The sequence below is a fragment of the Cohnella abietis genome (genome assembly GCF_004295585.1).
Classification (GTDB): domain Bacteria; phylum Bacillota; class Bacilli; order Paenibacillales; family Paenibacillaceae; genus Cohnella; species Cohnella abietis.
In genome coordinates this window covers 462,771-476,755 of sequence record NZ_AP019400.1, presented here as the reverse complement: position 1 = coordinate 476,755, position 13,985 = coordinate 462,771, and the positions used below count along the sequence as shown (strand labels likewise).

At 44.9% G+C, this 13,985-nt stretch carries 10 protein-coding genes and 1 pseudogene; 3 read left to right on the top strand and 8 right to left on the bottom strand.

The genetic code is table 11. The annotated features are described in order from the left end of the window. Window positions 1–35: 35 nt before the first annotated feature. The 3 genes from KCTCHS21_RS01955 to KCTCHS21_RS01945 form a co-directional block, all read right to left on the bottom strand. Window positions 36–1,610: an extracellular solute-binding protein gene (locus tag KCTCHS21_RS01955; RefSeq protein WP_162309246.1), complete on the bottom strand. Its 1,575-nt coding sequence runs from the start codon at window positions 1,608–1,610 to the stop codon at window positions 36–38. 108 nt (window positions 1,611–1,718) lie between these two features. Beyond that, on the bottom strand, window positions 1,719–2,603 hold the full coding sequence (locus KCTCHS21_RS01950) for a carbohydrate ABC transporter permease (RefSeq protein ID WP_130604878.1): 885 nt from the start codon (window positions 2,601–2,603) through the stop codon (window positions 1,719–1,721). Between the two features lie 19 nt (window positions 2,604–2,622). After that, window positions 2,623–3,603 carry an ABC transporter permease gene (locus KCTCHS21_RS01945; RefSeq protein ID WP_232058041.1) on the bottom strand — a complete coding sequence of 327 codons (981 nt, stop codon included), beginning with the start codon at window positions 3,601–3,603 and terminating at the stop codon, window positions 2,623–2,625. 706 nt (window positions 3,604–4,309) lie between these two features. Between KCTCHS21_RS01945 and KCTCHS21_RS01940 the strand changes: the two genes are divergently transcribed. The 3 genes from KCTCHS21_RS01940 (at window position 4,310) to KCTCHS21_RS01930 (ending at window position 6,772) form a co-directional block, all read left to right on the top strand. After that, complete coding sequence (locus KCTCHS21_RS01940) at window positions 4,310–5,392, top strand: LacI family DNA-binding transcriptional regulator (protein WP_130604877.1); 1,083 nt, start codon at window positions 4,310–4,312, stop codon at window positions 5,390–5,392. Window positions 5,393–5,535: 143 nt separating this feature from the next. Beyond that, window positions 5,536–6,306 carry a ThuA domain-containing protein gene (locus KCTCHS21_RS01935; protein ID WP_130604876.1) on the top strand — a complete coding sequence of 257 codons (771 nt, stop codon included), beginning with the start codon at window positions 5,536–5,538 and terminating at the stop codon, window positions 6,304–6,306. 43 nt (window positions 6,307–6,349) lie between these two features. Continuing rightward, a complete protein-coding gene (locus KCTCHS21_RS01930) occupies window positions 6,350–6,772 on the top strand; it encodes a VOC family protein (RefSeq protein WP_130604875.1) in 423 nt (140 codons plus the stop codon). On the opposite strand, the gene KCTCHS21_RS01925 is transcribed toward KCTCHS21_RS01930, so the two are convergent. From KCTCHS21_RS01925 to KCTCHS21_RS01895, 5 genes and pseudogenes are all read right to left on the bottom strand, one after another. Then, window positions 6,745–6,984 carry a hypothetical protein gene (locus KCTCHS21_RS01925; RefSeq protein ID WP_130604874.1) on the bottom strand — a complete coding sequence of 80 codons (240 nt, stop codon included), beginning with the start codon at window positions 6,982–6,984 and terminating at the stop codon, window positions 6,745–6,747. The genes KCTCHS21_RS01930 and KCTCHS21_RS01925 overlap by 28 nt on opposite strands. Window positions 6,985–6,998: 14 nt before the next feature. Then, complete coding sequence (locus KCTCHS21_RS01920; RefSeq protein ID WP_130604873.1) at window positions 6,999–8,171, bottom strand: response regulator; 1,173 nt, start codon at window positions 8,169–8,171, stop codon at window positions 6,999–7,001. 618 nt (window positions 8,172–8,789) lie between these two features. After that, a pseudogene (locus KCTCHS21_RS31610) lies at window positions 8,790–8,912 on the bottom strand (mRNA-degrading endonuclease); the annotation flags it as partial. A 254-nt stretch (window positions 8,913–9,166) separates the two neighbouring features. Then, window positions 9,167–10,495 carry an S-layer homology domain-containing protein gene (locus KCTCHS21_RS01900; RefSeq protein ID WP_130604872.1) on the bottom strand — a complete coding sequence of 443 codons (1,329 nt, stop codon included), beginning with the start codon at window positions 10,493–10,495 and terminating at the stop codon, window positions 9,167–9,169. A 100-nt stretch (window positions 10,496–10,595) separates the two neighbouring features. Continuing rightward, complete coding sequence (locus KCTCHS21_RS01895; protein WP_130604871.1) at window positions 10,596–13,832, bottom strand: bacterial Ig-like domain-containing protein; 3,237 nt, start codon at window positions 13,830–13,832, stop codon at window positions 10,596–10,598. Window positions 13,833–13,985 lie beyond the last annotated feature (153 nt).

Below are 13,985 nucleotides of genomic sequence, written 5' to 3'. Positions count from 1 at the left end.
TTGGGGAAAGGACGGGGCTGTCCATCCGTCTTTCATTACTTTTTAGATGCGAGCCATGCACTGACTTGTTTTTCGACTTCTGCCCTAACCTTGTCCAGACCTGCAGCTTTGGCTTTCTCCAGATATTTCTGGTATGCCTTATCCACATCGCTGACAAGACCTGCCTCTAGCGGGATTCCGTATTGGCTATTTACATCATTAAGTGCTGTATACTCGATTTCGATGCTGCTCTTATCCAGTACAAAGCCTTCAAAAATGTCTGGTACCACCTTGTTGTTGATCTTTTCCATCATCTTTTCATAATTTACCCAAGCATCGCTTTTGCGCTTCTTGAAGTTAGCATTTGCGAACATACTACTAGGGAAATAGTTAAAGGCTGCACCTTCTGCAATGTTTGCCGTATCGATCGTTCCATCTGCAGTCAGGTTGTAGTTGATACCTTCTGTACCATAAGTAATGGTATTCCAGAGATCTTCATTTTGCTGGATATAATCCAGCACCATCAGTGCTCGTTCAGGATTCTCAGCGTTCGTTGAGATTGCCGTCATATTTCTGGTTGTGCTGCCAGAAAGAACGGAGTCCGGATTTCCTTCAAAATACATAAAGTAATTCAATTCCCAGCCCTCGGTGCCATGTTCCCTTTCTACCTGTGTCGCATGGTTGTTATAGCCAGGCAGTTGCTCATTGAAGGATGCCGCCGCTACTCCGTTGAGTACCTGGAATACACCCCAGTTCGTGCTGGTAAGTACGCTGGAAGACCAGAAGCCACGGTCAGCCCAATCTTTCATTTTATACATATAATTTTTGAATTCAGGGGTCTCGATAACACTGAGCACTTGACCGTCTCTAGGGTCGTATACAAAGTTGTAAATTCTGTCATGAACTTCATCGATTCCGACAAAAGGCGTGGTGTAAATCCAAGAAGTACCATATACCTGACTCTGATAATCATCGCTCGGGACGATTCCCGACTCATTGTCCTTGATCCCCTGCAGATAGGTCTCAATATCATCCATGGACTTGATTTCAGGCAGATTGTGTTTCTTTCTTAAATCCTCTCTGTATACGAAGGCGGGTGCTGTTATCCCTGTTTCCAGAACGGGAACACCAAAGATCTTTCCTTTGACGGATGCTGCATCCCACGTCGTCTTTGGAAGAGTCTTCCAAATGTACGGTGCATACTTCGGCAGCAGATCATCAAGCGGCTTAAACGCGTTTTTCGATGCATAGCTTTCATAATCCAACCAGCCGGGAGCGGCTTGCATCAGGTCATATTTTTCTCCCGAGGCAATAGCCAGAGCATAGTTGTTTTTGTAATCGTTGCCTGCCGCATAAGTGAACTCAATCGTCGTATTCAGTTCCTTTTTTAATCTTTCATTGAGCTTTTCCCAATACTTCTTTGCCAGGTCCGTATTATTGGGCGCATCTGAAATCGCATACATTCTGAGCTTTACGTAATCCAAATCACCCGTATATCCCGAGCTAGCCTTACTTTCTGTCGGTGCCTTAGTGCTACTTTCTGTCACTTCCTTACTGCTGCACGCCACACTGCCAAAAACCATCGCTACTCCCAATAACCCTACCGTCAGTTTCTTAGCTCTTTCTCTCATCTTCAGTTGCCTCCTCATTTGGATAGGAAATGTTCCTGCTTTTTGACCCTTGCCCCAATTCTCAAAAAGTAGGTATATATAGTAATTTGCATTACTACCGCATTGGAATTATCCTTTTACTGCGCCGATGGAAATACCCTGAACAAAGTACTTCTGCAGGAAAGGATATAAGAAAATGATCGGTCCTGTGGCCACAATCGCGTTCGCCAGCTTCTGAGTCTCTGTCGGCAGAATTTTGCTGGTAAAGTTCTCCGCTCCGACCGACGCGATCTTGGAGGCAGCATTCAAGATGTTGTATAACCGGTATTGTAGAGGCCACAAATCGGCTTTTGAAATATAAAGGGAAGCCAGGTACCAGTCATTCCAGTAGGCAAGTGCCAGAAACAAGGCAATGGTGGCCAGAATCGGCTTTGACATCGGTACGACAATCTGTAACAGGGTACGAAACTCCCCTGCTCCTTCCAGCCTAGCGGATTCCACAAGGGCTTCTGGAATTGTTTTCATGAAATTACGGATGAGCAAGATATAGAACGAGCTACAGATGGACGGAATGATTAACGCCCAGATGCTGTTCTTTAATCCCAGCTTGGTAACTACGATATACCAGGGTACCAAACCGCCGGAAAAAAGAGTCGTAAAATAAATGGTGAAAGAAATGACATTGCGATATTTTAATTCGCTTCTGGAAATGGCATAACCGCAGAGGGTCATAACCATCAGACCAATGCCTGTTCCCGCGCCGGTTACAAAGATACTGACGCCATAGGCTTTAATTATCTGAATCGGAAACAGGAAAATACTGCGGTAGCCATCCAACGAGAATCCCCTGGGCAGAATAGAGTAACCCTTTTGCAATATCTGTACGCTATCCGAAAAAGAACCGGAAATGATCAGAATAAAGGGTAGTACGCAGACAAGAGACCCAATTGTAAGAACGGTATAGAAAAATACTTTTAATGCTTGTTCACTAGCGGATACTTTATGTGTATGCATCTTTCTCAACTCCCCTTATTTAGAATAAGGCATTCTCCGGACTCGTCTTGCGTATGATCCTGTTAACTGTAACCACAAGGATAAAACCAAATACGGACTGGTAAACGCCGGCCGCCGTAGAGGTCCCGAGATTGAAATTAACGGTCATCGCGCGGTAGATGTAGGTATCCAGAACATCTGTTACATTGAATAGCTGCCCGTTTCTCTGGATCAGGTTATAGAACAATTCAAACTGGCCTTTCATGATTCCGCCAAGGCTGAACAGCACAAGCATAATAAAGGTTGGCTTCAACATCGGCAGCGTGATGTACCTGATTTCCTTAACTAGGTTACAACCGTCGATTTTTGCTGCTTCGTAAACCTCCCGGTCAAAGCCCGTGATTGCAGCAAGATACACAACCATACCAAAGCCGGTACCTTTCCATAGGAAGAAAAATGTGATGATAAACGGCCATATCCATTCGATCATATACACGCTGATCCCGCTTCCGCCCAAAGCCTTAAGCATCGAATTGAGCACGCCGTAGTTGCTGTTGAAAATATTGTAGGCAATCGTTCCCACGATTACGTAAGAGACAAAGTGTGGCAGTAGCATCACCGATTGCGCAAATCTCTTAAAGAACCTTCCTACAATCGTCGTAATCATGATGGCAAACATAACCTGCATGATATTTCCTAAGAGAATGAACACCAGATTATACAGAATCGTATTCTTGGTTAAGTAAATGATTGGTGCGTCCCATCCGCCGGAAACGAAATACTGAAAATTCTTCAGACCCACAAACGGACTATTAAGAACACCTTTGCCAAAGTCATAATCAATAAATGCATAATACACACCCATCATGGGAATATAGCTAAAAATCAGGAAGAAGCACAAAGCTGGAATCGTCATTACATATAAAGTCTTGTGTCTGTTCAGCTCACTGAATACACCACCCTTCTTTTGTTTCATCAGCTGATTCTGCGCTGTCTTTTTCATCTCGCTGTCCTTTCGCATCGCAACTTCTCCCTTTACTTTTGGTATTGATACCAAAGCCTTATTTTAAGGGCATTCTTAATATCAAATTTACCTTAACGAGTTTTTGAAAGCGGTGTCAAAATGGAGCAAAAAATTTTAGAAAACTCCCTTTATCATTTTTGGTATTTTACTTCTTAACCTGAATTGCAAATTAAACTTTTCATTTTTGTTAGAGTAAAATTTACTTTAACATTTTTTGGTACCGGTGCCAAAATGGAATAAAAAAATGAATGCATCTTTCGTTTATCACTTTTTCGTCATTTTGACTCCCTAACCTTAACTGCAAATTAAACTTTTGAACTTTCTCAAATCTAAATTCACCTCAACACACTTTTGGTACCGGTACCAAAATGAAATAAAAAAATAATAGCAACCTCCACTTATTATTTTTGGCAATTCCACTTCCTGAATTGAACTATAAATTAACTCATTCGACTTTGTCAATATTATTTTAACATAAATTTTGTTTTTTCTGTGCACTCACTTTGTTTTGGTATCGGTACCAAAACCGTTCGTTTTACGTTGACTTTTAATTTTTCCCATACTACAATTAAGAAAAATGTTAAATTGCTTTTTTTTCCTGTTTTTTAAAGCATATAGTACACTTAATACGACATCCTGGTACCGGTTTCAATTTCATATGTGGGTGTTCCTATATAGATGATATTTAGAAAGGAATTTTATCATGTCAGATGATCAGAAAAGCCTTACCATCTATAAAATCGCAGAGTTGAGCGGGATGTCTGTTTCCACAATATCTCGCGTTATCAACAACAGTCCTTATGTTTCCGCAAAGACAAAGGCACATGTGACTGACATCATCAACAAATACCAATTTTCACCAAGCTCCGTGGCACGTGCTATGACCAGTAACCATACCCAAACACTAGGAATTATCGTATCCGACATTACAAATCCATACTTTAGTGAGCTATATCTGGAGATCCAACGCTACGCGGTAGATTTCGGGTATTCCATCATTTTATGCAACACCTTCTATGGTGGATCCAACCATGGCGTTTCCGATGCCATACCGGAAAAAACCTATTTTCAGATGATGCTGGATAAAAAGGTGGATGGTGTATTGATTCTGGGTGGTGAAATCGACCGAGATAATATTTCTGATTCCTATAAAGAAGCCTTAAATCGTATGGGCAGACAGATTCCAGTAGTCATTCTGGGACAGTCCGTTCCAGACTGCAATTGTACCTTCTTGAACCGAAATTTAAGCGGCGGTATATCTGGCCTGATCCATCATCTACTGGCGCTGGGTCGCCGCAGGATAGGCTTTGTTGGAGGCGAGGAAGGGATTCGTACGACCACAGCCAGACTGGCTGCGTATACACAGACGCTGAAGAACCTCGCTATCCCCTTCGACCCCTCCATGATTTCTTTAAGCAATTATTACGCACCAGACGGCTATCGAGCCATGGCAAAACTGCTGGAACAAACGGAAACGACCCCTACCGCAATTATCTGCATGAACGATGCAGTAGCGCAGGGTGCCATCCGGGCGATAGCAGATAAAGGACTACGTGTACCGGAAGATATATCTGTTGTCAGCTGTGATCAGTTTCCTTCAGGCGAATATACGTGCCCTCGCCTGACAACGCTGGATCAGCAGAACAGTTACCTGGGACGCATGTCCATCATGACCTTGATAAGCGCTATCAACAAAGATTCCGAAGGGATCAACATTTCCCATGAGCCTCATTTAATCATCCGGGAATCTTGTGGTGCCCGTCAGGGTTTTCCATTCGAACACTAGCACTCGATTTGAATAGGTCTGCTTACAACGGCAGAGGAACTTAAAAAGAATCTACGATTGCGGCTAGACAGCTGAAAAAGCCCTGTGCAATCCTCGACTATCACGGCTTTCAGGACTAAACCTACAGAGAGGGGATACTCCTAATGGAACGAAAAATCCATATCACCATATTTAACGAGCACAATCAGGACCGCAGTGAGCCCGTGAAATCAATCTATCCCGATGGTATTCATGCTGCTATCGCCCAGGCTTTTCATGGCTATGATGATTTTGAAGTAACAATTGCCACTCAGGATATGCCCTCTCACGGACTCTCCGAAGAAGTCCTGGCGGCTACCGATGTTCTTATCTGGTGGAGCCACATCGACAATGCTGCCTTTGATGACACAGTTGCAAACCGGATCTGCTATCATGTCGTCAACCGCGGAATGGGTTTTGTCGCCCTCCATTCCTCTATCTTTTCGAAACCCTGGCAGAGAATGCTTGGCATTTATTATGATGCGGGACTTTGGGGGCGCTTTCGCACCATGCCCAAGGGTGAAAAGGAAAAAGTCTGGGTCATCAATCCAGGTCATCCCATCGCCTATGGCATAAACGAATGCATCGAAATTCCCGCAGATGAAATGTACGGTGAACCGCAACTGATTCCCGAACCGGATCAAACCGTCTTTATTGCCTGGTGGGAGGGCGGCGATGTCTGCCGCAGCGGCAACGTTTATTTCCGCGGAAGGGGAAAACTGTTCCAGTTCACCCCCGGACATGAAACATTTCCTATCCTGTATCAGAAGGAAATCCACCAGGTACTGCGCAATGCCGCAAAATGGATGGCGCCGAGTCCCGATATGATTATTCCGACATCAGACGACGGCTACCTCAGCCGTGATGCTCGCGAAAATCTAGATCACAGACTATAAAAACAAAATTTCACGACTATAAGAAAGGTATGGTGTTAAAATTATGTATTCTAAATTAAAACAAAAGGGTATCCATCACGTTTGTCTGCGCGTGCCTGATTTACATACTGCCGCAAACTTCTATATAAATGCCTTTGATGCTGCACTTGTTGCAGAATGGGGTGCAGAAGGGAAAGAGGACCACGCCTTTATTCTGGATCTGGGCACCGGTGATTTATTGGAAATATTCGGCAGTCCCGAACCGTTTTCCCTTGGCAAATGGCAGCATGTTGCCATTTGGACCGACGATATGGAAGCTGCTTACGAAAGAGCGATTGCCAACGGCGCCACTGTCGCCACCAAGCCTGCCATCTCCCACATTCCTACCCGCTCCGGCCAGATCGTTCATATGAAATACGGCTTTCTTAATGCTCCCGGTGGAGAAACCGTAGAGTTGATTCAGGATGTGGATGCAGATGCCCATTGAAGAAACTGGGTCTGGACGGAACCCGAAAGAACATTCCTGAAAATCTGATTCAATAAAATATCTGGATTCCTTGAATAGATGAAGTACAGGAGAGCAGAGCCGCATGCAAAAGAGCTGTTACGAATGTCCATGGTGAACATCAATAACAGCTCTTTGCCGGTAATATCCGCAACGAGCCTCATCCACTTGTCGTTCTTCGTGCCACCGCCCACTGCAAAAAAACGGCTTACGCCTTCGACTCATCATCGTTGTCATCGCCGTAGTACAACTCGGAAAATAATTGAACGGTGGATTTTAATGGGGTGGTCCCCAGCTCTTCCTGCAGCAGCTTAGTAAATCGTTCGTAATGCTGCTGCATGGACAAGCGGTCGCCCATCTTCGCGTAGATTCGAAGCATCCTTTCATTGATGTCGTCAAGGAAAGGATTTTGAAGTAGGGTGCTTCGCAGACAATGCTCCGCCGCGCGGTAATTTTGTACGGAGAGATAATAGTCCGCCATTCGTCTCATTAACTCAATATAATCGCTTTTGAATTTTTCCTGCGCTTGACGAGCCCAAGCAAAACCATCTTCCTCCAAATAATTGCTTTTATATAGGTTTGCTATCTTAGCGAATTCGCCGATAGAATCCGGCGTTATTACCATTTCACCGCTAGTAATAACCCGCTCAAATTCGGCGACATCACTCTCTCTCCCGCGCGTCTCCAAACGATAGCAGTTGTTATGAAACTCCAGCTTGTAGTTGTCACCGTCACTCGCTATCTTTCTCCTGATTTTGTAGATACAGGTATGCAAAAATCTGGTACCTTTCTCCATATTTAAATTAGGCCAAATATCCTCCAGAATTTTCTCTTTCGTGACAAACGTATTCCGATGATGAACGAGATACGCCATCAGTTCGCGTTCCTTGGATGTTCGCCATTTTACCGGAAAAGTTAGTTCCGCGTTCGCATCTCTTATCCATTCAAAACGGCCAAAACAGATAAATTGGGACTTCCTAGTTTGCCTCTCCTTTTTGAATTTTTCTGGCTTACCGGCGCTCTGTTTTAACGTAATCCGTGCGATAGTCTTGCTTAATCGTTCTGCTGTGGTTGGTTTCAACACGTAATCGATGACATTTAGTTCAAAGGCTTCGACTGCATAATGATGATATGCTGTCACAAAAACCACATCGATTCCAGGATCAATCGCCTTGATGTGTTTGGCCGCTTCGATACCGTTCGAACCAGACATTTCAATATCTAAAAATACAACATTTATGCGCTCTTGCAATAACTTATTTATCGCTTCATCCGGTTTCGTAAACATCCCGACAATCTCGATGTTTCCGATCGTTATCAACAGCTTTTCAAGCAAATCCAGTGCTGGTTGCTCATCGCCGACTAATATTACTCGCACCATAAGTCACCTCATTGAATCGAATTCGGAATGCTAATCATGACTTCCGTGCCCTGTCTGGACGTGCTATCGATCTTAAGCCCCGTTCCGTAGAGTGTTCTTAAGCGCCCTTCGATGTTGGCGAGTCCGACTCCTCTTGTGCCTCCGATTTTTCTCCTCCAATTTTATCATGTTAGATGGGGCCACTTGTGAATTACAAAGAAAACTTTAAGTTCGATCTTAATAGAGCTGAAATCTGCATTGGATGATGCCCGCCCCATAGTCGCAAAGGCGATACGCGAGCATTTCTTAGACCAATTGACCGTACAAGACATTGGGCCGATTACGAACCTAGCGAAAAGAACAAAAAAAGGGTCAATAGCGTCAAGTAATGCCCCAACGCCATGACCACATTTTTTCCTCCGATTAAGAACGATCCCAAACTCAAGCCGGGCAAAATAAACCCCCATTTTTTCGCCCTACTTGTGATAAGGTTCACCGTAACCTTTCAAAGGCGAAAAAAAATACGCCTCATATTGAGCGTACACGTTCTAATCAACAAACGACCAGACTCATTACAAATTCAGTAACTCTTTATAAATATCAGTCACTTTATAAGCGTTATTATTAGTTTAATAATTGCTATAAAAATGTGAGTATTTTATCTAAGCACTCAATAACGACTTCATTCGGGGCTTTTCCAACGATGTCAATGCGTCTAACTCGCCAATCAAGATTTTTAATCTGATCCGTCAAAATTACTCCATTCTAAATCTCCTCGATCTGCACTCATCTAAATCGATTCCTTCCCTTCTATTCCGAAATCAATTTCATCATGGCGAGTATCCGATTTACATTGGGCCAACAAGTGTTCTAATGTTGGCCTTTTCTTCTTTGGTATTACGATGAGTGTATGATCATCACTCCCCCCCCCCCGCCTTTGTGAAAGGCCGGGGGCTATTTGAAGTTTACTTATGTCTCTGCACTATCGAGAATTTCATTTAAACTGAGTCGTTGAATCACTTGAGACCAATCGTTCTCAGAATAACCGTAGCGGCCTCCGCGCGAATAGTGTTGGCTTTAGGCTTTACCGTTCCATCTGTATAGCCGGAGATAAGCCCTTTATCAGCCGCTGCTGATAATGCTTCAACTGCCCAGTTTGAAATCGAAGAGCTGTCCTTAAAGACAATGGCGTTAGTCGAAGAATTCAGTTTAGCAGCACGAACCGCCATCGCGGCCATTTGCTCACGAGTGATCAGATCGTTCGGGCGGAAGGTATTATCTTTATAACCAGTAACAATTTCTAACGCCGCTGCCGTTCCGATTGAATCCTTGGCCCAATGACCATTCGTATCGACAAAGACTTTACTATCCGGTGCAGTCAATTCAAGCGCCTTCACCAAAATCGAAACGAATTCTGCTCTTGTAATATTATTATCTGGTTTAAAGGTTTGATCCGGGTATCCGCTGATGGCTCCCAATTTGACTAATGCTCTAATGTTGGCTTCCGCCCAGTGACTCTTGATATCGATTAAACCTGAATCATTCGTGGACGGTGTTGGTACCTGAATACGTTCCGAAACCATCACGGCAAACTTCGTAAAATGCGTGGTATTTCCGGATACGTTACCAGTTCCTCGATCGACCTTAGTATCGTTCAGTTGAACCCATTTGTTCGTTTTTTCATCCAGCCAGTAAACCGCAACCGTATTCTTATCAAAGTCTACCTTAGACTTGTCGAAGGGCAGAACAATAGTTATGGGTTTGAGGAAATCCATTTCGCTATTTTTCTTGACTTCAAAGACATCTCCAAGTATTTGAAGGATGGCATCCTTAGGTAAACCTGAGATGTCGGCGATTTTATCCACGGTAACTGAAATCGATTTTTCCGTAGCGCCTGCTGGAACCAAGAACTTGACACCATTTAGAGTGAACTCGGCACTATTGGAAGCTGCTATCGTGTAGCTATTCGATGGAGCAACGCCGCCTCCGTCGCCACCTGAACTTGGCGGTGTAACTGAATTTACTGTGAATGCTTTGGATTCCGGTGTACTTATACCCCCTATAAAAGCAGTATAAGAGCCATTCTCTAGTATATAAGGTCCGAAGGCATAGTTGCCGTTAGACTGTGCTTTCATTTCATCTGCCAAAATATTACGGCTAAAACTATCTACTATTCGCACAGTTACAGTTTGGCCAGCGAAGGAGGGGTTTCCTCCAGTGACCGTTACCTGGTTGGCATTCGTGGAAACCGTAATATGATAGATATCCGATGCAAAAGCATGCACAGGGAGAATGGTAAGCATCAGTACAATCGTTAACAAGAGTCCTAACCATTTACTTTTCAAAAGGATTTCCCCGCTCTCTTTACACTTCTATTTTTACAATTAATGAGGTTCATAGAAGGACTTTTGCAAGCCCTTCTATGAACGAATCAGCAGTAATGCATTACGGTTTTGCCGGTGTTATAGTGCTCGTTTGCGGCGTTGCTTTGGATACCTGACCATGCAAATCATTCCATATCAATACTTTGACGGTATAGTTTTTGGCGGAAGGCAGGTTGAATTGTGCTGTCACTTCCTGACCGTCTTGAATCGTGCTCTTGATTGCCATCAGTTGCACCGGAGTCTTCCCATCCATCAATTGGAAGATCACCGTTGCTGGTGCAGTAACAGATTGTTGAATATTAATTTTTGCAGATACTGTTGCAGAAAGTCCCGTTATCGAAACTATAGGAGTACCGATGATGTAATCCGTAGTTGCTACGATATCGACGGTGAATCTTGCTGTCTTGCCATTCACAGTCACTGTTACTACTTGGCCGGTCGCCGCTGCGGTGCTGTTAAATCCAGTGATGTTGGCCGCCGTTACCGTGAGGGCTTCCGTGCTTGCATCATCATACGTTCCGGTTACGGCGATACCATCCAGATCAAGGTTTTCACCTACAAAGTATTGCGTCTTCGTAGGCTGCGTTGTGATTGCAATTCCAGATAAGCTCTTTTTTACGATCTTGAACGCAAGGGCATTCATCGCACTGGTCAGATTGACCTTTGCGGCGTCTACCTGCTGCTGCGTGGCTTTGGCGTCGGCGAAAACTCTTTGTGCTTCTGTGAGCATAGCTGCGAAACGTGACCAAGTCTCTTCTGTGTATGAAGTTTCAACTTTTACGGCTGCTAATTCGATTGCTTCGGCAAGTTTGCTGTAATCAACAACAACACCGGTAACATAGCCGCTTGAAATGCTACCGATCATCAGCGAGTTGGTTTTGAGGCCATCTTCAATATGATACACCGGCCTTTGTCCGTTCACTGCATAACTCGAGGGCGCGATTGCGAAGCCTTCGTAATTGCCGCCCTTATTCAATCCGCTGGGGGGATTGACATGGGTAATCTTCACTGTGGGGGTGCCTGTGAATGTGACTATTGCTGCGACGTTACCCTTTGTGTCGTCCGCTTTTACCCACAAAACGCCCTCTTCCTCGTCATAATTAAGAGCCATCGCCGTGCCAAGCTTAGGATCGATATCGGCAATTCGCACAAAGGTTTCATTATCATATAGAACAAACGCGTAAACATGACCGTTGTCTTCGAGCGCCACGAAAAACACACCGCCCGCGGTTGCGTTTGGATAATTAGCCGGGTCGAATGGCGCGTTTGTGTTAGCGTCAAACAGCTTTCCCGCGACATCCGCGTTAGAAACCCACTCCACCGCCTCAATACCGAGATTCGCCGAAACGTTTGGCAATGACGCTGTTATATCCCATTGTCTCGTGGCCGTAAAAACAGTCGCAGCCGATAATGGATTCTCAACTTGCAGAATAGAGTTAAAGTTCACGTTTTTATTGTTGTTATCTCGCTCGGAGGCGAAATATACATGCCCCTGGCCGTCCACGGTTATACCCTCGGTATCCGGCTCGCCGTTGTTGCTCTTGAATCTGACTACCTTGCCGTTCTCAAAGCCCGGTGTATAACTCAAGGTTCCATCCAATGCAACGTCTAATGCCCAGAACTTACCTTCTTTGTTGTTTACTACATACAACTTGCCGTCGTGGAAATCAAGTCCTGATCCATCTTGCAACAATTTTGCGGTTGTATCCCAAGCTGTCACGCCGCCATTTCCGGGCCAATCCATAATATCAACAACTTCGTCGAGACGTTTCAGCGCATTCATGGTTGATTGCAAACTGATTTTCGCAGCGTTTACTTCCTGCTGGGTTGCCATGTTATCGCCCGCGACTGTCAGCGCGCTCTGATATGCATCAGCAAATACCGCCCAAGTGCCCGCTGTATAATCTCCTTTGATTTTCAAAGCCGCCTCTGCAAGGACCGCGTTGAACGCAGTTTTGTTCACTGTGGCGCTTCCGCTACCCTTTTCATCGCCGATGATAACGATATCGTTGATAGATGTGTTTCCGTTTGCTCCTAAAGTTGTTAATCCATTGAACACGACGCGAAGATAGATCTCACTCACATTGTTCATTTCAGCGGGGAGAACGAAATTATCATAGGTCGCCTGCAAGGCATCATAGTTATCGTTACTCACTCTGCTTATTGCCGGTATCCCGCCAGTGCCTGTCGCGGAATTCGGTATCACGGTGTACGGTCCTGTTGGGTTGCCTACACTATACGCGAGTAAAAATGCGTCGGGGCCGCTTCCGGTAGACTTCTGCTTACTAGTGAAGCGGATGTTTTGGTAGCCGAGTGTTGAAAACTTGATCTGGAATGCATCGGCGTTGTCAAGACCCGCCACGCTGACCGGTTTCCACCCACCGGTCGTCTGTGCGTTGTTGAATACAATGGGCGTCTTTCCCGCGCCACCGACCACTTTCTGCGTGTTGTTGCTCCATGCCGTCAAGTTGGATACACCCGCGAAAACACCGGATTCTGTTGTAAATTGATTACCTGTTTCGGCTACGGTAGCCGATGTCTTAGTCAGCGACATTAAGGAAACATCAGCCTTCGCGGCTTTATCGCCGATGATAACGATATCGTTGATAGATGTGTTTCCGTTTGCTCCTAATGTTGTTAAACCGTTGAACACGACGCGAAGATAGATCTCACTCACATTGTTCATTTCAGAGGGGAGAACGAAATTATCATAGGTCGCCTGCAAGGCATCATAGGTATCGTTACTCACTCTACTTATTGCCGGTATCCCGCTCGTGCCTGTCGCGGAATTCGGTATCACGGTGTACGATCCTGTTGGGCCGCCTACACTATACGCGAGTAAAAATGCGTCGGGACCGCTTCCGGTAGACTTCTGCTTACTAGTGAAGCGGATGTTTTGGTAGCCGAGTGTTGAAAACTTGATCTGGAATGCATCGGCGTTGTCAAGACCCGCCACGCTGACCGGTTTCCACCCACCGGTCGTCTGTGCGTTGTTGAATACAATGGGCGTCTTTCCCGCGCCACCGACCACTTTCTGCGTGTTGTTGCTCCATGCCGTCAAGTTGGATACACCCGCGAAAACACCGGATTCTGTTGTAAATTGATTACCTGTTTCGGCTACGGTAGCCGATGTCTTAGTCAGCGACATGAGTACGACGTCAGACCCGGTATCTGCTGCCGCCACACTGACACCGAGCGTGGGTATCATCATACTAAGGATCATAGAGAGCATTAACACAAATGAAAATGCCCGCCTGGTCAAGGACGATTTGGTTGCCTTGTTTTTGAGTAAGTACATTGGGGATTCCCCTTTTCATATTTATGATATTATTTAGTTGGAATAAAGCCTGTCTATATCAACAGCTAGCAAAGATATAGATATTGTCCTGCCATCCCCCTTGTCCAAAGAAGATTTCAAAAGCATACCTAACGAATATACCAACGAATATAC

Coding starts and splice junctions, on each gene's coding strand:
- KCTCHS21_RS01920 (WP_130604873.1), bottom strand. CDS start 8,171: ATGGTGCGAGTAATATTAGTCGGCGATGAGCAACCAGCACTGGATTTG.
- KCTCHS21_RS01945 (WP_232058041.1), bottom strand. CDS start 3,603: ATGCGAAAGGACAGCGAGATGAAAAAGACAGCGCAGAATCAGCTGATG.
- KCTCHS21_RS01940 (WP_130604877.1), top strand. CDS start 4,310: ATGTCAGATGATCAGAAAAGCCTTACCATCTATAAAATCGCAGAGTTG.
- KCTCHS21_RS01895 (WP_130604871.1), bottom strand. CDS start 13,832: ATGTACTTACTCAAAAACAAGGCAACCAAATCGTCCTTGACCAGGCGG.
- KCTCHS21_RS01955 (WP_162309246.1), bottom strand. CDS start 1,610: ATGAGAGAAAGAGCTAAGAAACTGACGGTAGGGTTATTGGGAGTAGCG.
- KCTCHS21_RS01930 (WP_130604875.1), top strand. CDS start 6,350: ATGTATTCTAAATTAAAACAAAAGGGTATCCATCACGTTTGTCTGCGC.
- KCTCHS21_RS01950 (WP_130604878.1), bottom strand. CDS start 2,603: ATGCATACACATAAAGTATCCGCTAGTGAACAAGCATTAAAAGTATTT.
- KCTCHS21_RS01935 (WP_130604876.1), top strand. CDS start 5,536: ATGGAACGAAAAATCCATATCACCATATTTAACGAGCACAATCAGGAC.